The following is a 19,034-nucleotide window of genomic DNA, read 5'->3' on the forward strand; positions in this document are numbered from 1 at the left end:
GAACACCGGGCGTCATCGCCTCGGTCGCGCGGCAGCGGCGGTTCGTCGTGGTCATGGGCCCAGTAAAGCAGACGGCCGAGCGGTGTACCAATATCCGGTCCGGCAGTCCGGAATGTGGACAACCAGGGGGCCGCGGACCGCCGGCTCCGGCCCGTAATAGAGTCGCGCCATGCTCGACGCGCTCACGATCGTGGTCTCGGCCACGGCGCTGCTCCTGGCCGCCTGGTGCGGCTTCGCGGCCTTCCGCGACCAGCCGACCAAGGACTGGCACTTCATCGGCATGGTCCTGGTGGCGGTGCTCGCGCTCGTCCAGCTGGTGATAGGTGTGGTCAAGCTCACCGGCGGCGAGAAGCCGGTGGACGGCACGACGATCTTCGTGGCGTACCTGGTCGGCGCCGCCTGCACCGTCCCGGCGGCGGGCTTCATGTCGCTGACCGAGCGCACCCGCTGGGGTTCGGCGATCGTGGCCGCGGGCGGGGTGATCCTGGCCGTGCTGGAGGTGCGGCTCCACGACATCTGGGGAGGCGTCAGTGCCTGAGAGCACGAAGGACACCGCAGCGCCCGCGACCGCCGGGCCCGGCATCGGCCGCGGGCCGGGCAGGCTGTTGCTCTCCCTGTACGGCGTCTTCACCGTCGCCGCGCTCTCCCGCGCGATCGTGCAGATCAGCATGCAGTTCGACGAGGCGCCGCTGGCCTACCTGCTCTCCCTGCTGGCGGGCGTCCTCTACGCGGTGATCACGGTGGCCCTGTGGCGGGGCGGCGAGGGTGCCCGGAAGGTGGCGCTGGTCAGCTGCGCGCTCGAACTGGCAGGTGTGCTGACGGTGGGCACCCTGACGCTGGTCGACTCCGGGGCGTTCCCCGACCAGACCGTGTGGTCCGACTACGGCATGGGCTACCTGTTCCTGCCCGTCGTCGTGCCGGTGACCGGCCTGCTGTGGCTGCGCCGGCAGGCGCGGCCACAGCAGGCCTCCGAGCAGGACCCCGCGTCCTGACGCGAGGTCAGGCGCTCGCGGCGTAGGTCTCGGGCCGGGCGGCCGGCTTCTCCATGTGCACCAGGCTCAGCTGCCGGGTGACCGGTTCGACGCTGCCGACCTGCGCGTACCCCAGCTTGCGGTACAGCCGCAGGTTGAACTCGCTGCGGTGCCCGGTGAACAGCCGGTACCGCTTGGCCTCGCTCTCCTCGGCCAGGCGCTCCTCGATGGCCCGCAGCAGACGGCCGCCGAGTCCGTGCCGCTGCATGCGGGGGTGGACGATCAGCTTGGCGATCCGCGCGGTGCCGTCCTCGTCCACGGAACCGCGGACCGAACCCACCACCTCCTCGCCCAGCCGGGCCACCACCACGATCCCGCCCTCGAGTTCGGCGCGCAGCGCCTCGAGGGTCTGGGTCAGCGGTTCTATGCCGTAGTCCCCGTACAGTGCGGCTTCGTCCTGGTAGCAGAGGTACTGCAGTTTGAGGATCTTCTCGGCGTCGTCGCCGGTAGCCGCAGAGATGGTCACGCTCATGCCCATGTGCGCTGGCCTCTCCTTCGAGTCCGCCCGGGCCGCGGGGGGTGAGGGTGCGGCGCGGGACGTTGCCCTGAATCGTTTCCGGAAGGCGGCGCGGCCGTGCACAAGCGTCCATACGCCGACTGTTTACGGTGCATTACCCCGTCGTACGGGTGATGCAACCCCGGTTCCGAGGATCGTACGCAGGCAACTCAGGCACCGGGAACGCATCGGGCCGAGGCTGCCCTGTGAGATACCCAACTCCCGGGAGATTTCCCGGTACGTGGGGTCGGAACGGGAGATCAGGGCGGACACCAGTTCCGGGCAGCGGCCGGGCAGCCGGCGCGCGGCGGCCAGCAGGGTGCGGCGCTGCTCGGCGGCGAGCACCTGCTGTTCGGTGCTCGGCAGGGCCTCGGCGGCCAGGTGGCGGCCGGGGCCGTACGGCGTCTCCCGGCGGGCCCGGCGCACGGCCAGGCGGGCCTCGGCCCGCACCGCCCGGCGCAGCCAGCGGGCGGGGTCGGCGGGCGGCTCGGGGAGCTCCAGCAGCCGCAGCCACACCGACTGCTCGAGGTCGGCCGCCTCGACGCAGGCGGGGACCGCCTCGGCCGCGGCCTCGGCGGCGAGCAGCGGGCGGATGGCGGTCAGTTCTTCGTGTCGTACGCGCGGGGTCATGCCCGCCGGGACACCCGTGCCGCGCCGGGTGGTTGCCCCCTGGCGGGGGAACCACCCGTGCGCGGGAGGAGGATCACCCGGTGTTGACGATCACCTCCGGGCGAGGAACTCCGCGCGGGCCAGGAGCGCGGTGTCGCAGTTGTCCGAGAAGATGCCGTCGATGCCCTGCTCGAAGTAGACCTTGAAGGCGCCGAAGGCGTCGCCGTAGGCGTTGGGGTCCGTGCCGACCCGGAAGTCGGCGGGCAGGAAGCTGTTCTCGTTGCGCATCGTGTAGGGGTGCAGGATCAGCCCGGCCTTGTGGGCGTCGCGCACCAGGGTGGTGGGCTTGCCGAGCTTGCCGGCCGCGTCGCGCGGGATGATCAGGTTCAGGGTGGGGCCGATGCCCTGCGCGAAACCGGCGATCCACTTCAGGCCGGCCGGGGTGACCAGGTCGGCGACGGTGCGCGGGTCACCGGCGGCGACGAAGTCGTACGGGCGGGTGGTCGCCGCGTCCAGCAGGACGACCTTGGGGTTGCGCAGGCCGAGCGCGCCGAGCCGCTGGATGCTGCCGGGCTCGAAGGACTGCAGGAACAGCGGCGAGTTGCGCTTGTCGCGGCCGTAGCGGCGCAGCAGCTTGGCGAGGCGCTCCTCCAGGCCGAGGCCGATGCCGCGGAAGTAGGTGGGGTGCTTGGTCTCGACGTGCAGCCACACCGCCTTGCCGCGGCGGCGGCCCTGCTCGTCGGCCCAGCGCAGCACCTCCTCGAAGGTGGGCACCTCGAAGTGGCCGTTGTAGAGGGTGTTGTGCTGCCGCTGTGCGGGCAGGCGCTCGACCGCGCGCAGGGTCTTCAGCTCGGCGAGGGTGAAGTCCTCGGTGAACCAGCCGGTGGTGGCTACCCCGTCGATGGTCTTGGTGGTCCGGCGGGCGGCGAACTCGGGGTGGTCGGCGACGTCCGTGGTGCCGCCGATCTCCGGCTCGTGGCGGCAGACGAGGTGGCCGTCCTTGGTGGGGACGACGTCCTGCTCGATGACGTCCGCGCCGAGGTCCAGGGCGAGCTGGTAGGAGCCGAGGGTGTGCTCGGGGCGGTAGCCGCTCGCGCCGCGGTGGCCGACGACGGTCGGGACCGGCAGCGGGAGGACGGGGACGGAACCGTGCGAGGAGCCGTGCGAGGAGTTCCGCTCGCCGGCCGCGGCGGTGCCCGCGCCGCCGAGCACGGTGACGCCGGCGCCGAGCGCCGCGGCCCCGATCAGCGCCCGGCGCCCGGGCCCCCTGCCCTGCTCCCGGCCGGCCTGCTGCTCGTGCGTCATGTGCGCTCCCTCGTGTCGGGCCGAACGTTCGTCCGGAACCTGCCAAGCGACGGGCGCATCGTAGGCGGGCCCGTGTTGCCCGCGGGCGGCGAGCGACGGAACGTGACGGGAACGCACGTCAACAATGCGTACCGGTCGTGTGAACCCGGTGTGCGTGTCGCGCCGTGGCGGAAGTATCGTCCTCACCGGGGGAGGCGCACACTGGTGAGCGAAACCCCGCGGGCGTCCGGCCGACTCCCGCCGACCACGACCGGAGGACCCGTTGTTCCGCATCATCCTCAAGGCACTGCTCGGAGTACTGATGCGCGTACTGTTCCGCCCCAGGGTCGAGGGCGCGGAGCACATCCCGGGCGACGGACCCGTGATCCTCGCCGGCAACCACGTCACCTTCATCGACTCGATGTTCCTGTCGCTGGTCGTGAAGCGTCAGGTCTTCTTCATCGGCAAGGACGAGTACGTCACCACCCCCGGGGTCAAGGGCCGGCTGATGGCGGCCTTCTTCACCTCGGTCGGCATGATCCCCGTGGACCGCGACGGCGGGCACGGCGGGGTCGCCGCGCTCATGACCGGCCGTCGCATCCTCGACGAGGGCCGGGTCTTCGGCATCTACCCCGAGGGCACCCGCTCCCCCGACGGCCGCCTCTACCGCGGCCGTACGGGCGTGTCACGGCTGGCGCTGATGACCGGGGCGCCGGTCGTCCCGTTCGCGATGGTCGACACCGACCGCATCCAGCCCGGCGGCGCCGGCGTCCCGCGGCTGCACCGCTTCACCGTCCGCTTCGGCAAGGCGCTGGAGTTCTCCCGCTACGAGGGCATGGACCGCGACCGCTACGTGCTGCGCGCCGTCACCGACGAGGTGATGAGCCATGTGATGCGGCTGTCCGGCCAGGAGTACGTCGACATCTACGCGACGAAGGCGAAGGCGACCAAGGCCGGGGACCACGCGACGGCGGCGTAGCCGCCACCGTTTCCGCCGCACCCCCGCGCGCGACCGCACCGCCCCCTGCCCCGCTCACAGACGCGGCATCCGGCCGGCCGGCCCGTTGCCGGCGGGCGTCCGCGCCGGGGTGAGCGCGACCTCTCCGCGCGGGCCCCGGGAGATCTGCCCGATGCTCGCGGACAGGTCGGCCTCCATCCCGCCGGGCAGCTTGAGCCGGATCAGCACCGGCAGCAGGAAGCCGACCGCGATGAGGCCGGCCAGCACCGGGGTGAGCGTCGTGAGCATCACGGCGGTGACGTGGTGCTTCCACAGGAAGTCCACCCAGGCCGCGCCGAGCACGGCGGTCGCCACCAGCACCAGGACCGCGCTGCTCAGCCGGCTCCCCCGCGCGGCCCTGGCGTCCTCCTCCAGCAGCCGCAGCGCCCGCTGCGCGTCCTGGTGCGCCGGGTCGAGACGGCGGCAGCGGGTCAGGAAGCGCTGGGCCCGGCGCCGGTGCAGCAGTTTCAGCCGGACGTCGACGGTCTGCGTGCCCAGGCGCTGCTCCACGACGCCCGCCACGAAGTGCGGTTCGGCCTCGCGCTCGGCCAGCCGGATGGCGGCGCGGGCCTCCTGGCCGGCGTCGCGGTAGCGGTCGGCGTCCTGCTCGGCGTCGCCGGCCTGCACCAGCAGGCGCGCGAGGGCGAGCCGCAACTGCCAGGCCGGCTGGTCCCGCACCCCGGGCCGGGCGAGCACCCGCCGCAGTTCCTCCTCGGCGGCGCCGAGGTCACCGGTGCCCTCCGCCAGTGCGACGGCGAGCCCGAGGGCCGCGCTGCCGCTGTCCGGGTCGACCGCGACGGCCCGGCGGAACTCGCCGGCCGCCTCGGCCGTCGCCGCCGCGCCCCCGCCCTCCCGGGCCCGGTGCAGCGCGAGGCTGCCCAGTTCGACGTGGGCCTGGACGTCGTACCAGTCCAGCCCGACGGCCCGGCGCAGCACGGTCTCCGCCTCCGCGTACCGGCCGAGCTGCACGAGGAGGGCGCCCAGTTCGGTGTGCGGGCGCCCGTACGGGTCCAGCTCGACGGCGCGGGTGAAGTGCCGCTCGGCGGCGGCCGGTTCGCCGCGCCGGTGCGCGATCAGCCCGAGGCAGGTGTGGGCGGCGGCGCTGCGCGGGTCCTCCCGGGCGACCGCACGGCAGTGGGCGGTGGCGTCGGCCAGGCGCGCCTGCGCCTCGGGGGTGCCGGGGCCGAGGTCCGCCAGGCGTACCAGCGACCAGGCTCGGCCGATCCGGAAGTCGTGGTCGTGCGGCCACTCCCGCAGGACCTCCGCGAAGGCGTCCGCCGCCTCCAGCGGCCGCTGGTCCATCAGCGCGACCCAGCCGGTCGCGGCCCGGGCCTCCGCCCGCCCGAGGGGGCCGGAGGCGGATTCGAGGAGTTCGTCCAGGACCTGCCGGGCCGCGCCGTGGTCGCCGCGCTCCGCGTGCACCGCGGCCAGCTGGAACCGCAGCGACACCAGGTGCGGGCGGGCGCGGGTGAACTCCTCGGCGCGGCTCTCGGCCTCGTCCAGGCTGCCGCATTCGCGCAGGGTGGTGACGTGCTGGTCGTGGGCGGCCACGCTGTACGGGGCGTCGGCCACGGCGCGTTCGCACTGGGCCAGGGCCTCGTCGTACCGGTGCCGGGCGCGGAGCACGGCGGCGAGCCGGCACCGCACGGACGTCGCGTCCGGGACCCTGCCGAGCAGCGCCTCCGCGGCCTGTTCCGCCTCCTCGAAGCGGCCCAGCGCGGCGAGGGTGTCGACCAGCAGCCGGGTCGCCCACTCGTGCCGGGGGTCGAGCTGCAGGGCCCGTCTCAGGTGCGGCAGGGCCTCCTCGCGGCGGAAGGTGTCGGCGAGCACCTGGGCGGTCGCGACGTGCGCGGCGGCGATCTCCGGACGGCTGCCGCGCGCCTGGCGGGCGACGGCCTCCGCCTCGCTCCAGCGCCGCAGCGAGCACAGCACCTCCACCTTGAAGGTCAGCGTACGGACGCGGTCGGGCCGCAGGGCGAGGGCGCGGTCCACGCTCTCCAGGCACTCCGTGTCCTTGTCCTGGTCCCAGAGGCAGTAGGCCAGGTCCATGTGGGCGTCCGGCGCCGTGGGACGCCGGTCGGCGACGCGCCGCAGCGTCCGCTCCGCCTCGTCCCAGCGCCGTGACCGGCGCAGCAGCCAGCCCAGCAGGTCGACGGCGTCGGGGCCGTCGTCGGTGAGTTCCGCGGCGCGCCGGGCGAACGGCAGGCCCTCGCCGGGGCGTTCCATCGCGGCGTGGAGCCGGCCGACGGCGATCAGCACCTCGGGGTCGTCGGGCCGGAGCCCGGCGGCGTCCCCGGCGGCCCGCTCGGCGTCCTCCCAGCGTCCGAGCGCCCGCAGGGCGGCGAGCCTGCCGAGCAGCGCGTCGCGGTGGTCCGGCTCGCGCCGCAGCGCCTCCTCGTACGCCTCGCACTCCTCGGCCCTGCGGTCCTGCTCGCCGAAGCACTGCGCGAGCAGCGTGGGCCCCGCCCCCGAGCGGGGCGCCGCGGCGGCGGCCCGGCGGGCGGCCACCTCGGCCGCGGGCCAGTCGGCACGGCCGACGTGCGCCGTGGCGATCAGCTCCAGCGCCTCGTCGTCGTCCGGGCGCAGGCGCAGGCACTCCTCGGCCGCGGCGAGGGCCGCGTCGTGGTCGTCCCGGCCGAGGGCCGTCCTGGCGCGCTGGACGGCCACCACGTCGGCGGGCACGCCCCGGCGTACGGCCTCCTCCAGGGCGTCATCGGCCTCGCTCCAGCGTGCCGCCGCCCGGAGGCCGTCGAGCCTGGCGACGTGGGGCTCCAGTGCGTGGGCGTCGAGTCGCAGGGCGCGGTCCACGACCGCGAGTGCCTCGTCGGTGCGCTCGGCGGCGAACAGGACCGTCGCCAGGAGCGCGTGCGCCCGGGGGTCGTCGGCGGCGGCGTCGACGCCCTCCCGGGCGGCGGCTTCCGCGTCGGCGAGCCGGCCGAGGGCGTGCAGGGAACGGACGCGCAGGCGGGCCGTGAAAGCGCGTCCCGGTTCCGCCCGCAGTGCGGCCTCGCACTCCTCCACGGCCCGGGCGTGATGCTGCCGCGCGAAGGACAGGCAGGCCTGCTCCTCCAGGAGCAGCCCTTCCAGGCGGCCCGTACGGTCGGCGGCGCGCAGCGCGGCGATCGACTCCGCCGCGTCGTCCCAGCGGTGGGCGCCGCGCAGCAGGGCCAGCGCACGCTCCATCAGGGAGGTGTCGGACGGGTCGAGTTCCCTGGCGCGCGTGACGGCGTCCAGCGCCTCGTCGTACCGGCCGGCCGCGCCCAGGACCCCGGCGAGGGCGGCCAGTTCCTCCGGGTCGGCGGGCCGCAGCGCGGCACTGTGCCGGGCGACCGCGACCGCCCCGTCCACGTCGCCGCCGCGCAGGAGCAGTTCGGCCCGGACGCTCAGCCCCCAGCGGGAGCACGGGTCGAGTGCCAGGGCCTCGTCGGTGAGGGCGAGGGCGCGGTCGAGCGCCCCGACGGCCAGTTCGGCGAGGGCGAGTTCCAGCCGGACGTCGGCCGCGTACGGGCACTCCCGCACCGCCCGCCGTCCGGTCGCGCGTGCGGCCTGCGGGTCACCGCCCCGTCGCTGGGCCTCGGCCCGGCACTCCCACGCGAGGTCGGCGCGGGGTGCGAGCGCCAGCGTCCGGTCGCAGGCCGCGACCGCCTCGTCCGTGCGTCCGAGGCCGATCAGGCGGCGGGCGTGTTCGACGTGCGCCTCGGGCCGTCGCGGGTAGCGGGCGACGAGGCGCTCGGCGGCCTCCAGCGCGGCCCGGGCGTCCCCGCGGCCGCTCTCGTACCGGACCTGCGCCGTCAGCACGGCGACGTCGTCGGTGTCGAGGGAGCGGGCGGAGGCCATTTTGGCGTCGGCGAGTTCGTTCCCGCCCCGGCCCGCCGCGATCCGTACGGCGGCGCAGCGGACCTCGACGGGGTCGGCGAGGGCGCGTTCGGCGTCCTCCAGGCCGCGCAGGGCGGCCGCGGTGTCGCCGAGTTCGACGCGGGTCCATGCGGCGCCGATCCAGCCCTCCGCCTGGCGCGGTCCGGCGGCCGTGGCCCGTTCGAAGGCCGCCAGTGCCTCGTCCCAGCGGCATGCCCGGTGGTGCAGCCAGCCGAGCGCCGTGTGGACGTCCGCGGCTTCCGGGAGCCGCGCCGCGGCCGCCGTGCCCTCGGCCAGGGCCTCGTCCCGGCGGCCCATGCGGTCGAGCGCCGCGACGCGCCACCCCGCGGCGGGGCCGCATTCCGGGTCGTGGCGCAGGGCCTCGGCGAACTCGTCCAGCGCTGACCGGTGTTCGTGGCGCCGCAGCCGCAACCGGCCGCGGGCGACGTGCAGTCGGGCCGTCCGCACCGGGTCGTCCGCCGCGCGGGCGAGTTCGGCGCCGATGAGCGCCTCGGCGTCCTCGTAGCGGCAGTCGAGGGTGAACTCCCTCAGGACGGCCAGGGCGTCGGTGTCCTGACCGGGCCGTGCGTCCGTGCTCATGGCGCTCCCTCCCCCGCGGCGGGTACCGGCAGCATACGGAGTCGACCGGGCGCCGTGCGGCCGGAGTCGGGGCCGGCGGCCGCCGCAACCCGCCGACCGGCGCGGAGCGTCCTCCCGGATGACGGATCCACCGGGGCGGGGGGGGACCTGTGCAGTACATAGAGGTCACGGAGCTGGCGGGGGTACGGTCGGCGGTCATCCGCTTCCGCAGCCGCGGGACGGCGCTGGTCTTCGAGCTGTACCCGATGATCCATCTGGCGGAGCCGGCCTTCTACGAGGCGGTGACGGCCCGTCTGCGCGCCACGTGCGACCTGGTGATCGCCGAGGGCGTCCGGGGGAGCACGGTGACGCGTGCCCTGACCCGGTCCTACCGCAGCCTCTCGGGCAGCGAGCGTCTCGGGCTGGTCGTCCAGGACATCGACTTCACGACGCTCGGTGTGCCGGTGATCTGCCCGGACATGAGGGGCGAGGAGTTCGACGAGCGGTGGCGGCGGCTGCCGCTGCGGGAGCGGGCGGCCATTGCCGCGCTCGTGCCCGCCTACGTCGCGGGCATGCGGCTGCTGGGCACCCGCCGTTTCCTCGCCCGGCACATGCGGCTGGAGGACCTGCCGGTCGACGACGAGGAGGAGACGGAGCTCCGGACGGACGACCTGGTGCTGCACCAGCGCGACCGCCTGCTGATCGACGCCGTGACCCACCTGCACCGCTCCCGCGCCGGCCGTACCGAGCCGTTCACGGCCGGGATCCTGTACGGCGCGGCGCACATGCCCGCGGTGACCACGGCGCTGATGGACCTGGGCTACACGCCCGCGGGCGGGCAGTGGCTGACGGTCTTCACCCTCGACGACCCCGGCGGCGGCTGAGCCGGCCCCGGGCAAGGAGCGGCGGCTCCGTCCGGGGCCGCCCGGCCCTCAGGGGCCCACCGGGACCCGCCGCTCGGCCAGCCGCTGGCCGCGCAGCAGGCGCCAGGCGGCGCCGGCGGCCAGCAGCAGGACGGCGCCGCCGGCCCCGGACGCGGCGCGCAGGCCGTCGGTGAAGGCGGCGGGGTCGGCCGCGGCGGGACCGCCGGAGATGCCGGTGACGACGGAGCCCAGGAGGGCGATGCCCAGGGCCGCGCCGAGTTCGTACGCGGTCTCCGAGACACCCGAGGCGGCACCGGCCTGCTGCGGCGGGACGCTGGAGAGGATGACGTCGGCCGTGACGGTGAACGACAGCCCGGCTCCGGCGCCGACGACCAGGAGCGCGGCGCCGAGGAGGAGGTACCCCGTGCCGGGGCGCAGGGCCAGGAGCGCGAGCAGGGCGAGTCCGGTGGCGACGAGTCCGCCGGCGGCGGCCACGCGGACCGACCAGCGACGCGCCACGGCGCCGGCGGCGAGACCGGTGGCGGCGGCGCCGAGGGTCGCGGGCAGTTCGCACAGGCCCGCCTGGAGCGGGGAGCGGCCCTGGACGAGCTGGAGGAACTGGGAGAGGAAGAAGACGCTCCCGGCGAGGCCGAGCACGGTGAGCAGGTCGGCCAGCACCGCGCCGGAGAAGCCGCGGTGCCGGAAGAGCCGTACGTCCAGCAGCGGCTTGGGCAGGGCGAGTTGCCTGCGGACGAAGGCGAGCAGGCAGGCCGCGCCGAGCAGGCCGGCGCCGGCCGCGCCGGGGCCGGGGCCGTGCACGGCGAGCTGCTTGACGGCGTAGACGACGCCGAACATGCCGACCAGCGAGAGCAGGACGCTGGGCGGGTCCCAGGGGCCGGGCGCGGGGTCGCGGGACTCGGGCAGCAGCCGGGCGCCGACGACGAGCAGCAGTGCCATGACGGGCAGGTTGATGAGGAAGACCGAGCCCCACCAGAAGTGCTCGAGGAGGATCCCGCCGACGACCGGTCCGAGGGCGGCGCCCGCGGTCGAGACGGCGCCCCAGACGCCGATGGCGAAGCTCCGTTCGCGCGGGTCGGGGAAGAGGGTGCGGATCAGCGCGAGCGTGGACGGCATGAGGGTGGCGCCCGCGACGCCCATGAGGGCGCGGGCGGTGATGAGCATGCCGGGGCTCGTGGCGTACGCGGCGAACACGGAGAGCGCGCCGAAGGCGGCGGTGCCGGTGAGCAGCAGCCGCTTGCGGCCGATGCGGTCGCCGAGACCGCCCATGGAGACGAGCAGTCCGGCGATGACGAAGGAGTAGACGTCGCCTATCCACAGCAGTTGGGTGGAGGTCGGCCGCAGGTCCGCGCTGAGGAAGGGCACGGCGAGACCGAGCACGGTGGCGTCGACGGCGATGAGCAGCAGCGCGAGGGTGAGGACGCCGAGGGCGAGCCAGCGGGCGGGGTGGCCGCGGTCGTCGTGGCGCGCGCCCGTGACGGGTGCGGCGGTGGTCATGATCCGCTCCGGGGGTGGCGCAGCATCCCGCCGAGCAGCAGTTCGGTGACCATGCGGGCCGAGTCGAGGCGGGCCGTGCGGCCGTCCTGGACGGACCAGGCGGAGGCGGCGATGAGCGCGTACAGCGCCTCGACGAGCCAGGCGGGGGTCAGGTCGTAGCGGAAGGCGCCGGTCTCCTGGCCGCGCCGGAAGAGGGCGGCGACCCGGGCGTCGATGCGTGCCCAGCCCTCGTTGATCTCGGCGAAGTCGTAGATCTGGTTCTCGCCGTAGAGGAAGGCGAGGAAGCCGGAGACGGGCCCGGCCTCGGCGATGAGCCGGCGGACGGCCTCGACGGGGTCGCCCTCCTCGATCCGCGCCGCGTCCAGGCGCTCCTCGGTCTGCTCGATGCCGAGCAGACCGAGGGCCCGCACGAGCGCGTCCCGGCCGGGGAAGTGCCGGTGGAGCGTGGCGCGGCTGACGCCGGCGGCCTTGGCGATCTCGTCCATGGAGGCGGTGGCGCGCCGCGACAGCAGGTCGGCCGCGTCCCGCAGGACCTGCTCACGATCGAAGCTCATGAGACAAGGGTAACCCGAATGAGACATTGATGTCTCATCCGAGAGGACGAAGAAGCCCGGCCGGGTGGACGGACCCGGCCGGGCTCCCCGACTGCGGGATCAGCCCTTGGCCTGTGCCCAGGCGAGCTGGACGGCCAGGTCCCGCTTGACCTCGGCGAGCTGGACGACGACCGCCGACGGCGCGGTCCCGCCGCGGCCGTCGCGGGCGGCCAGCGCGCCGTGGACGTCGAGCACGGTGCGCACCTCGGCCGTGAGGTGGGGCGAGATCTTCGCGAACTGCTCGTCGGTGAGCTGGTCCAGCTCGATGCCCTCGGCCTCGCAGACCTTGACGCACTCCCCCGCGACCTCGTGCGCGACACGGAAGGGCACGCCCTGCTTCACCAGCCACTCGGCGATGTCCGTGGCGAGCGAGAAGCCGGCCGGGGCAAGTTCCTCCATGCGCTCCCGGTTGACGGTGAGCGTGGCCATCATGCCCGTGAAGGCGGGCAGCAGGACCTCGAGGGTGTCGCAGGAGTCGAAGACCGGCTCCTTGTCCTCCTGCAGGTCCCGGTTGTACGCCAGCGGCAGCGCCTTCAGCGTGGCGAGCAGGCCGGTCAGGTTGCCGATGAGCCGCCCGGACTTGCCGCGCGCGAGTTCGGCGATGTCCGGGTTCTTCTTCTGCGGCATGATCGACGAGCCGGTGGAGAAGGCGTCGTGGAGGGTCACGAAGGAGAACTCCTTCGTGTTCCAGATGATGACCTCCTCCGCGATCCGCGAGAGGTCGACGCCGATCATGGCGGTGATGAAGGCGAACTCGGCGACGAAGTCGCGCGAGGCCGTGCCGTCGATGGAGTTGGCCACCGAGCCGTGCTCGAAGCCGAGGTCCCTGGCGACCGCCTCCGGGTCCAGCCCGAGCGAGGAGCCGGCGAGCGCGCCGGAGCCGTACGGCGAGACGGCGGTGCGCGCGTCCCACTGCCGCAGGCGCTCGGCGTCCCGGGACAGCGCCTGGACGTGGGCGAGCACGTGGTGGGCGAAGAGCACCGGCTGGGCGTGCTGCAGATGGGTGCGGCCGGGCATGGCGACGTCCCTGTGCGTCTCGGCCAGCCGGACCAGGGCCTGCTGCAGCTCGGCGATCAGGCCCCCCACGATCCGGGCGTGGTCGCGCAGGTACATCCGGAAGAGCGTGGCGACCTGGTCGTTGCGGGACCGGCCGGCGCGCAGCTTGCCGCCGAGGTCGGGGCCGAGGCGCTCCAGCAGTCCGCGTTCCAGGGCGGTGTGGACGTCCTCGTCGGCGATGGTCCCGGTGAAGGAGCCGTCGGCGACGTCGGACTCCAGCTGGTCGAGGCCGGCGAGCATGCGGGTCAGCTCGACCTCGCTCAGCAGGCCGGCCTTGTGCAGCACGCGCGCGTGGGCGCGGGAGCCCGCGATGTCGTACGGCGCGAGCCGCCAGTCGAAGTGGACGGACGCGGAGAGCTTGGCCAGCGCCTCCGCGGGGCCGTCGGCGAAACGCCCGCCCCAGAGCCGGACGTCGCCGCTGTTGGTGGTCACTGCTCTGCTCGCTTCCGTCGGGGGTGGATGTGCGGCCGCCTCCCCGCCACGGGGGCGGGGAGGCGGGCTGCCGTGGTCGAGGCTACGGGCTAGGCCAGGTCGCGCTTGGCCGCGATCTTCGACGACATGCCGAAGATCTCGATGAAGCCCTTGGAGAGGGACTGGTCGAACGTGTCGCCGGTGTCGTAGGTCGCCAGGTTGAAGTCGTACAGGGACTCGGCGGACTTGCGGCCGGTGACGACGGCGCGGCCGCCGTGCAGGGTCATCCGGATGTCGCCGGTGACGTGCTGGTTGGCCTCCTCGATGAAGCCGTCCAGGGCCCGCTTGAGCGGGGAGAACCACAGGCCGTCGTAGACCAGCTCGCCCCAGCGCTGCTCCACCTGCCGCTTGTAGCGGGCGAGTTCGCGCTCGACGGTGACGTTCTCCAGCTCCTGGTGGGCGGTGATCAGGGCGATCGCGCCCGGGGCCTCGTACACCTCGCGGGACTTGATGCCGACCAGGCGGTCCTCGACCATGTCGATCCGGCCGACGCCCTGGGCGCCCGCGCGCTCGTTGAGCTGCTGGATCGCCTGCAGCACGGTGACGGGCTTGCCGTCGATCGCGACCGGGACGCCCCGCTCGAAGCTGATGACCAGCTCGTCGGCCTCGCGGGGCGCGGCCGGGTTCTGGGTGTACTCGTAGACGTCCTCGATCGGGGCGTTCCAGATGTCCTCGAGGAAGCCGGTCTCGACGGCGCGGCCGAAGACGTTCTGGTCGATCGAGTAGGGGGACTTCTTGGTGGTGGCGATGGGGAGGTTCTTCTCCTCGCAGAACGCGATCGCCTTGTCCCGGGTCATCGCGTAGTCGCGGACCGGCGCGATGCAGGTCAGCTCGGGGGCGAGGGAGGAGATGCCGGCCTCGAAGCGGACCTGGTCGTTGCCCTTGCCGGTGCAGCCGTGGGCGACGATCGAGGCGCCGTGCTTCTCGGCGGCCGCCACCAGGTGCTTGACGATGGTCGGCCGGGAGAGCGCGGAGACCAGCGGGTAGCGGTCCATGTAGAGGGCGTTGGCCTTGATCGCCGGGAGGCAGTACTCGTCGGCGAACTCGTCCCTGGCGTCGGCGACCTCGGCCTCGACCGCGCCGCAGGCGAGCGCCCGCTTGCGGATGACGTCCAGGTCCTCGCCGCCCTGGCCGACGTCCACGGCCACGGCGATGACCTCGGCGCCGGTCTCCTCGGCGATCCATCCGATGGCGACGGAGGTGTCCAGTCCGCCCGAGTAGGCGAGTACGACGCGCTCGGTCACGGGTCTCTCCTTTGGTGCGCGAGGTCGAGTGCGTATGGCGGTGGTGATGATGCATACGCTGTTGGGTATAAGTATGCACTCCTCTGCATGCTTCGTCAATCGGCGATGTCCTCGCAGGTCACCGGCGTGTCGGCGGGCGGCCGCGGCAACCGTGCCGAGGACGCCGCCGACCGCCCCGGCACGGCCGCTCCCCGGTGCGCGCGGCAATACCACAACGGCGCGCGCCACATGGGGAGAACCCGGGCTTTGAGCGGCGGCGCGGGGCCGTGCGTACCCATGCGCATGGCGGCCACGACCACGATGATCCACAACAGCAGGGCGGGCAGGCGGCAGGCCATGCGCCGGATCCGGCCCCGCCGTTCCCCCGCGATCCCGCTGCTCCTCCTGGCCTGGGCGGGCGCCGCCGGGGTCGTGTGGCTGTGGTGGGGCAACACCCCCTACGTCCAGCCGACCGCGGCCGGCCGGCTCACCGCCACGGGCCGGATCACCGGGCTGCTCGGCGGCTACGCCATCGCCCTGGTCGTCCTGCAGATGGCCCGGGTCCCCGCGCTGGAACGGCGCGTGGGCAGCGACCGGGTGGCCCGCTGGCACGCGATGAGCGGCCGCTACGCCGTCTCGCTGGTCGTCGTCCACGTCGCGCTGATCCTGTGGGGCTACTCCGAGCAGTCGGGGCAGCCGATCGCGCAGCAGTCGGTGTCCGTGGTCATGGACTACCCGCGGATGATCGAGGCGACCGCCGGCACCGCGCTGCTGCTGGTCATCGGCTTCGTCTCGGCGGGGGCGCTGCGCCGCCGGATGCGCTACGAGACCTGGTACTACGTCCACCTGCTGACCTACGCCGCCGTCTACCTGACCTTCTGGCACCAGCTCGCCACCGGCGCCGAGTTCGCGGGCAGCGCCACCGCGCGCGGCATCTGGTACGCGCTGTACGGGTCGGTGACGGCGCTGGTGCTCTGGTACCGGGTGCTGGTGCCGGTCCGGCTCAACATGCGGCACCGGATGCGGGTCGCGGAGACCGTGGAGGAGGCGCCGGGCGTGGTCTCGGTGCTGATCACGGGACGCCGGCTGCACCGCCTCGGCGCCGAGCCCGGCCAGTTCTTCCGCTGGCGCTTCCTCGCCCCGCGGCTGCGCTGGAGCGCCAACCCGTACTCCCTGTCGGCACCGCCGCGGCCCGACCTGCTGCGGATCACCGTCAAGGCGGTCGGGGGCCACAGCTCCGCGCTCGCCTCGCTCGAACCCGGCACCCGGGTGTGGGCGGAGGGCCCCTACGGCGCCATGACGGCCTCCCGCCGCCGCGGCGGCAAGGTGCTGCTGCTGGCGGGCGGCGCCGGGATCACCCCGCTGCGGGCGCTGTTCGAGACGCTGCCGGCCGCGCCCGGCGACCTCACCCTGCTCTACCGGGCCCGCAGCCGGCAGGACCTCGCGCTGTGGGCCGAGCTGGAGGAGATCGCGGCCGAACGCGGCGCGCGCCTGGTGTACGCGGTGAACGGACCCGACGGCGCCCGCCCGGAGATCACCGCCCAGGGACTGCGGCGGATGCTGCCGGACATCGACCGGCACGACGTGTACCTGTGCGGCCCGCCGGGGCTGGCCGAGGAGTCGTACTCCGCGCTGCGCGAGGCGGGCGTGCCGGAACGCCGTATCCACCACGAGTCCTTCGAGATGTGAGGTCCGAGTGAAGAAGAAGCACCCGCTGCGCCGGATCCTCCTGAGCAGCGTGACGACCGTCTCCGGGGTCGTGCTGCTGCTCGCCCTGAAGCCGACGACGGCGCCCTTCACCTCGCAGGCCGGCGGCCCGGCGCAGCCGTTGCCGCCGGTCTCCGCGGCCCCCTCGCCCGCCGGCCCCGACCCGTCGGTCCCGGTGGCCTCGGCCCCCGCGGACGGCGGCGGCTCCGGCGGCGACGGCGGTGCGCGGAAGCCGGGCGGGCAGGACGGGCAGGGCGGCGCGCCCGCGCGGAGGACCGTCACCGGCGACGTCGCGCAGACCAGCTACGGGCCCGTCCAGGTGAAGATCACGGTCGAGGGCGGGCGGATCGTCTCGGCGGCCGCCGTCCAGGCGCCCGCCGGCACCCCCACCAGCGACCAGCTGACCGCCACCGCCGTCCCGGAGCTCAACCAGGCCGCGGTGACCGCCCAGAGCGCGCAGATCGACACCGTCTCCGGCGCCTCCTTCACCAGCGAGGGCTACCGGAAGTCGCTGCAGAGCGCCCTGGACAGGGCCGGTGCCTGACGATGCCCGAGAACCCGCCGCGCCTGCGGCACGTGGAGCACTGCATGGGGACGGTGTTCTCCTTCGACGTGCGCGGCGCCCGCGACCCGCGCGTCCGGACCGCCCTGGACGCGGCGGTGGCGGGCCTGCATGCGGTCGACGCGGTGTTCTCCACCTTCCGCGCCGACAGCGAGGTCAGCCGGCTCGGCCGCGGTGAACTCGCCCTCGCCGGCTGCTCCGCCGAGGTGCGGGAGGTCCTGGAGCTGTGCGAGGACGCCGAGCGCCGCACCGGCGGCTGGTTCACCCCGCGCTACGCCGGCCCCGGCACCGCGCCCGACCCCACGGGCCTGGTCAAGGGCTGGGCCGTGGAGCGGGCCGTCCGGACGCTCACGGAGGCGGGCGCCGGGAAGGTCTGCCTCAACGGCGGCGGCGACGTCCAGCTGACCGGCGGCCCCTGGCGGGTCGGCATCGCCGACCCGCTGCGGCCGGGCGGACTGGCCACGGTGGTCGAGGCGGAGGGCGGACTGGCCGTCGCCACCTCCGGGCCCGCCGAGCGCGGCTGCCACATCCTCGACCCGCACACCGGCGCCCCGCCCGCCGGGGGACTCGCCTCGCTCACCGTGGTGAGCGCCTCCCTCACCGAGGCCGACACCTGGGCCACGGCCGGGTACGCCATGGGCGGCCGGGCCCGCGAGTGGCTGGAAGCACTCCCCGATGTGGAGGCCTTCGCCGTCGTCCCCGACGGCACGACCTGGCACACCACGGGATTCGGGCGTTTCGTGGCGAAGTTGAGCGCTTGACGATCAGCTGTTCCCAGTGGCAAGAATGCGTCACATGGATCTGCAACTGAACGGCAAGGTCGTGCTGGTCACCGGAGGGTCCGACGGACTCGGCGCGGCCCTGGTCCGACGGCTGGCCGCCGAGGGCGCCAAGGTGGCGCTGTGCGGACGTGACCCCGAACGCATCGAGCACGTGGTGAAGGAACTCGGCGCCGGCGGCGCCGACGTGCTGGGCGTACCCGCGGACGTCACCCGTCCCGAGGACCTCGAGCGCTTCGTCGCCGCCGCCGACGGGCGCTGGGGACGGATCGACGCCGTGGTCAACAACGCGGGCCGCAGCGCGGCCGGTTTCTTCGAGCGCCAGGACGACTCGGTGTGGGAGGAGGACCTGCAACTGAAGCTGCACGCCGCGGTACGGCTGACCCGGCTGGCCCTCCCCCACCTGCGCGCCGCGGGGGGCGGCGGCGTCGTCAACACCCTCGCCGTGTCGGCCAAGGCGCCCGGCGCCGGCAGCACCCCGACCTCCGTCTCCCGCGCGGCCGGACTCGCCCTGACCAAGGCGCTGTCCAAGGAACTGGGGCCGGACAACATCCGCGTCAACGCCGTCCTCGTCGGCCTGGTGGAGAGCGGCCAGTGGACCCGGCAGGCCGAGGAGCGCGGCATCCCCCTCGAGGAGCTGTACGCCACGATGGGCCGCGACTCCGGCATCCCGCTGGGCCGGGTGGGCCGCGCCGAGGAGTTCGCCGACCTGGTGGCGTTCCTGCTGTCCGACCGGGCCGGCTACGTGACCGGCACCGGCATCAACTTCGACGGCGGCCTGAGCCCCGTCGTCTGACCGCACCCCGGGGAGCCCCCGGACACGGCGGTTCCACCGGCTTCCGGCCGGGGGAACCGCCGTACGGCCCGGGGCCGGCCTAGCTGCCCGCGGCCAGGCGCAGCAGGTGGTCGGCGACCGCCTGCCCGCCGGACGGGTCGCGGCTGATCAGCATGACCGTGTCGTCGCCCGCGATGGTGCCGAGGATGTCGTACACCTCGGCCTGGTCGATCGCGGACGCGAAGAACTGCGCGGCACCGGGCGGCGTGCGGACGACCACGAGGTTGGCCGAGGCCTCCGCGGAGATCAGCAGCTCGCCGGCGAGGCGGCGCATCCGCTCCTCCTTCACCGACTCCCCGAGCGGCGCCATGGGGGTGCGGAAGCCGCCCTCGCTGGGCACGGCGTAGATCAGCTCGCCGTTGTTGGTGCGGATCTTCACCGCGCCCAGTTCGTCGAGGTCGCGGGAGAGCGTCGCCTGGGTGACGCTCAGCCCGTCGTCAGAGAGCAGCTTGGCGAGCTGGCTCTGGGACCGCACCGGCTGCCGGTTCAGGATGTCCACGATCCGCCGGTGGCGTGCCATCCGGGTCTGCGGTACGGCGGCGGCTCCCCCGCCGGCCTGCTGCTGCGCCTCGCTCATCG

The 19,034-nt window shown here is 74.4% G+C and carries 17 protein-coding genes; 8 read left to right on the forward strand and 9 right to left on the reverse strand.

Features of this window, described 5'->3' with window-relative positions:
- Positions 1-169: 169 nt before the first annotated feature.
- Together ABZ479_RS24185 and ABZ479_RS24190 are read left to right on the forward strand one after the other, a co-directional pair.
- Positions 170-538: a hypothetical protein gene (locus ABZ479_RS24185; protein ID WP_500463512.1), complete on the forward strand. Its 369-nt coding sequence runs from the start codon at positions 170-172 to the stop codon at positions 536-538.
- Positions 531-992, forward strand: coding sequence for a hypothetical protein (locus ABZ479_RS24190; protein WP_500463513.1), 462 nt, complete (start codon positions 531-533; stop codon positions 990-992). Before ABZ479_RS24185 ends, ABZ479_RS24190 begins: the two co-directional genes overlap by 8 nt.
- A 7-nt stretch (positions 993-999) precedes the next feature.
- Here the strand turns inward: ABZ479_RS24190 and ABZ479_RS24195 are convergent, their stop codons facing one another.
- From ABZ479_RS24195 to ABZ479_RS24205, 3 genes are all read right to left on the reverse strand, one after another.
- Complete coding sequence (locus ABZ479_RS24195; protein WP_499603429.1) at positions 1,000-1,509, reverse strand: GNAT family N-acetyltransferase; 510 nt, start codon at positions 1,507-1,509, stop codon at positions 1,000-1,002.
- A gap of 123 nt (positions 1,510-1,632) precedes the next feature.
- The gene (locus tag ABZ479_RS24200) at positions 1,633-2,157 is read right to left on the reverse strand and encodes a sigma-70 family RNA polymerase sigma factor (protein ID WP_499603431.1); all 525 of its coding nucleotides are present in this window, start codon (positions 2,155-2,157) and stop codon (positions 1,633-1,635) included.
- Positions 2,158-2,247: 90 nt separating this feature from the next.
- Positions 2,248-3,441 (reverse strand): glycerophosphodiester phosphodiesterase, encoded by a 1,194-nt coding sequence (locus ABZ479_RS24205; protein WP_500463514.1) that lies wholly within the window; start codon positions 3,439-3,441, stop codon positions 2,248-2,250.
- Positions 3,442-3,742: 301 nt separating this feature from the next.
- Between ABZ479_RS24205 and ABZ479_RS24210 the strand changes: the two genes are divergently transcribed.
- The gene (locus ABZ479_RS24210; protein ID WP_500463574.1) at positions 3,743-4,399 is read left to right on the forward strand and encodes a lysophospholipid acyltransferase family protein; all 657 of its coding nucleotides are present in this window, start codon (positions 3,743-3,745) and stop codon (positions 4,397-4,399) included.
- A 54-nt stretch (positions 4,400-4,453) separates the two neighbouring features.
- On the opposite strand, the gene ABZ479_RS24215 is transcribed toward ABZ479_RS24210, so the two are convergent.
- The gene (locus ABZ479_RS24215; protein WP_500463515.1) at positions 4,454-8,872 is read right to left on the reverse strand and encodes a tetratricopeptide repeat protein; all 4,419 of its coding nucleotides are present in this window, start codon (positions 8,870-8,872) and stop codon (positions 4,454-4,456) included.
- 149 nt (positions 8,873-9,021) lie between these two features.
- Between ABZ479_RS24215 and ABZ479_RS24220 the strand changes: the two genes are divergently transcribed.
- Entirely contained in the window at positions 9,022-9,735 is a 714-nt protein-coding gene (locus ABZ479_RS24220; protein WP_500463516.1) for a hypothetical protein, read from the forward strand.
- Positions 9,736-9,783: 48 nt separating this feature from the next.
- Here the strand turns inward: ABZ479_RS24220 and ABZ479_RS24225 are convergent, their stop codons facing one another.
- The 4 genes from ABZ479_RS24225 to ABZ479_RS24240 all read right to left on the reverse strand — a co-directional run bounded on the left by ABZ479_RS24225 (position 9,784) and on the right by ABZ479_RS24240 (position 14,593).
- Positions 9,784-11,229 carry an MFS transporter gene (locus ABZ479_RS24225; RefSeq protein ID WP_500463517.1) on the reverse strand — a complete coding sequence of 482 codons (1,446 nt, stop codon included), beginning with the start codon at positions 11,227-11,229 and terminating at the stop codon, positions 9,784-9,786.
- Positions 11,226-11,783: a TetR/AcrR family transcriptional regulator gene (locus ABZ479_RS24230; protein ID WP_500463518.1), complete on the reverse strand. Its 558-nt coding sequence runs from the start codon at positions 11,781-11,783 to the stop codon at positions 11,226-11,228. The genes ABZ479_RS24225 and ABZ479_RS24230 overlap by 4 nt, the downstream gene beginning before the upstream one ends.
- A 99-nt stretch (positions 11,784-11,882) precedes the next feature.
- Complete coding sequence (gene argH, locus ABZ479_RS24235; RefSeq protein WP_500463519.1) at positions 11,883-13,310, reverse strand: argininosuccinate lyase; 1,428 nt, start codon at positions 13,308-13,310, stop codon at positions 11,883-11,885.
- A gap of 89 nt (positions 13,311-13,399) precedes the next feature.
- On the reverse strand, positions 13,400-14,593 hold the full coding sequence (locus ABZ479_RS24240) for an argininosuccinate synthase (RefSeq protein WP_500463520.1): 1,194 nt from the start codon (positions 14,591-14,593) through the stop codon (positions 13,400-13,402).
- A 282-nt stretch (positions 14,594-14,875) separates the two neighbouring features.
- Here ABZ479_RS24240 and ABZ479_RS24245 point away from each other — a divergent pair, with 282 nt between their 5' ends.
- Genes ABZ479_RS24245 through ABZ479_RS24260 form a run of 4 tightly spaced genes read left to right on the forward strand, consistent with a single transcriptional unit; the run spans position 14,876 to position 18,416 of the window.
- Entirely contained in the window at positions 14,876-16,261 is a 1,386-nt protein-coding gene (locus ABZ479_RS24245) for a ferredoxin reductase family protein (protein ID WP_500463521.1), read from the forward strand.
- Between the two features lie 7 nt (positions 16,262-16,268).
- On the forward strand, positions 16,269-16,823 hold the full coding sequence (locus ABZ479_RS24250) for an FMN-binding protein (protein ID WP_500463522.1): 555 nt from the start codon (positions 16,269-16,271) through the stop codon (positions 16,821-16,823).
- 2 nt (positions 16,824-16,825) lie between these two features.
- The gene (locus ABZ479_RS24255) at positions 16,826-17,602 is read left to right on the forward strand and encodes an FAD:protein FMN transferase (protein WP_500463523.1); all 777 of its coding nucleotides are present in this window, start codon (positions 16,826-16,828) and stop codon (positions 17,600-17,602) included.
- 34 nt (positions 17,603-17,636) lie between these two features.
- Complete coding sequence (locus ABZ479_RS24260) at positions 17,637-18,416, forward strand: SDR family oxidoreductase (RefSeq protein WP_499603453.1); 780 nt, start codon at positions 17,637-17,639, stop codon at positions 18,414-18,416.
- Between the two features lie 79 nt (positions 18,417-18,495).
- Here the strand turns inward: ABZ479_RS24260 and ABZ479_RS24265 are convergent, their stop codons facing one another.
- Entirely contained in the window at positions 18,496-19,032 is a 537-nt protein-coding gene (locus ABZ479_RS24265) for an arginine repressor (protein ID WP_499603455.1), read from the reverse strand.
- Positions 19,033-19,034 lie beyond the last annotated feature (2 nt).

This window comes from Streptomyces sp. NPDC005722, assembly GCF_040630935.1.
In the GTDB taxonomy this organism is placed as follows: Bacteria; Actinomycetota; Actinomycetes; order Streptomycetales; family Streptomycetaceae; genus Actinacidiphila.

What these genes read in the sequence shown, in the direction of transcription:
- ABZ479_RS24265 (WP_499603455.1), bottom strand. Translation starts at nt 19,032, where the DNA reads ATGAGCGAGGCGCAGCAGCAGGCCGGCGGGGGAGCCGCCGCCGTACCG.
- ABZ479_RS24205 (WP_500463514.1), bottom strand. Translation starts at nt 3,441, where the DNA reads ATGACGCACGAGCAGCAGGCCGGCCGGGAGCAGGGCAGGGGGCCCGGG.
- ABZ479_RS24195 (WP_499603429.1), bottom strand. Translation starts at nt 1,509, where the DNA reads ATGGGCATGAGCGTGACCATCTCTGCGGCTACCGGCGACGACGCCGAG.
- ABZ479_RS24230 (WP_500463518.1), bottom strand. Translation starts at nt 11,783, where the DNA reads ATGAGCTTCGATCGTGAGCAGGTCCTGCGGGACGCGGCCGACCTGCTG.
- ABZ479_RS24245 (WP_500463521.1), top strand. Translation starts at nt 14,876, where the DNA reads ATGGCGGCCACGACCACGATGATCCACAACAGCAGGGCGGGCAGGCGG.
- ABZ479_RS24225 (WP_500463517.1), bottom strand. Translation starts at nt 11,229, where the DNA reads ATGACCACCGCCGCACCCGTCACGGGCGCGCGCCACGACGACCGCGGC.
- ABZ479_RS24255 (WP_500463523.1), top strand. Translation starts at nt 16,826, where the DNA reads ATGCCCGAGAACCCGCCGCGCCTGCGGCACGTGGAGCACTGCATGGGG.
- ABZ479_RS24200 (WP_499603431.1), bottom strand. Translation starts at nt 2,157, where the DNA reads ATGACCCCGCGCGTACGACACGAAGAACTGACCGCCATCCGCCCGCTG.
- ABZ479_RS24215 (WP_500463515.1), bottom strand. Translation starts at nt 8,872, where the DNA reads ATGAGCACGGACGCACGGCCCGGTCAGGACACCGACGCCCTGGCCGTC.
- ABZ479_RS24210 (WP_500463574.1), top strand. Translation starts at nt 3,743, where the DNA reads ATGCGCGTACTGTTCCGCCCCAGGGTCGAGGGCGCGGAGCACATCCCG.
- ABZ479_RS24185 (WP_500463512.1), top strand. Translation starts at nt 170, where the DNA reads ATGCTCGACGCGCTCACGATCGTGGTCTCGGCCACGGCGCTGCTCCTG.
- ABZ479_RS24260 (WP_499603453.1), top strand. Translation starts at nt 17,637, where the DNA reads ATGGATCTGCAACTGAACGGCAAGGTCGTGCTGGTCACCGGAGGGTCC.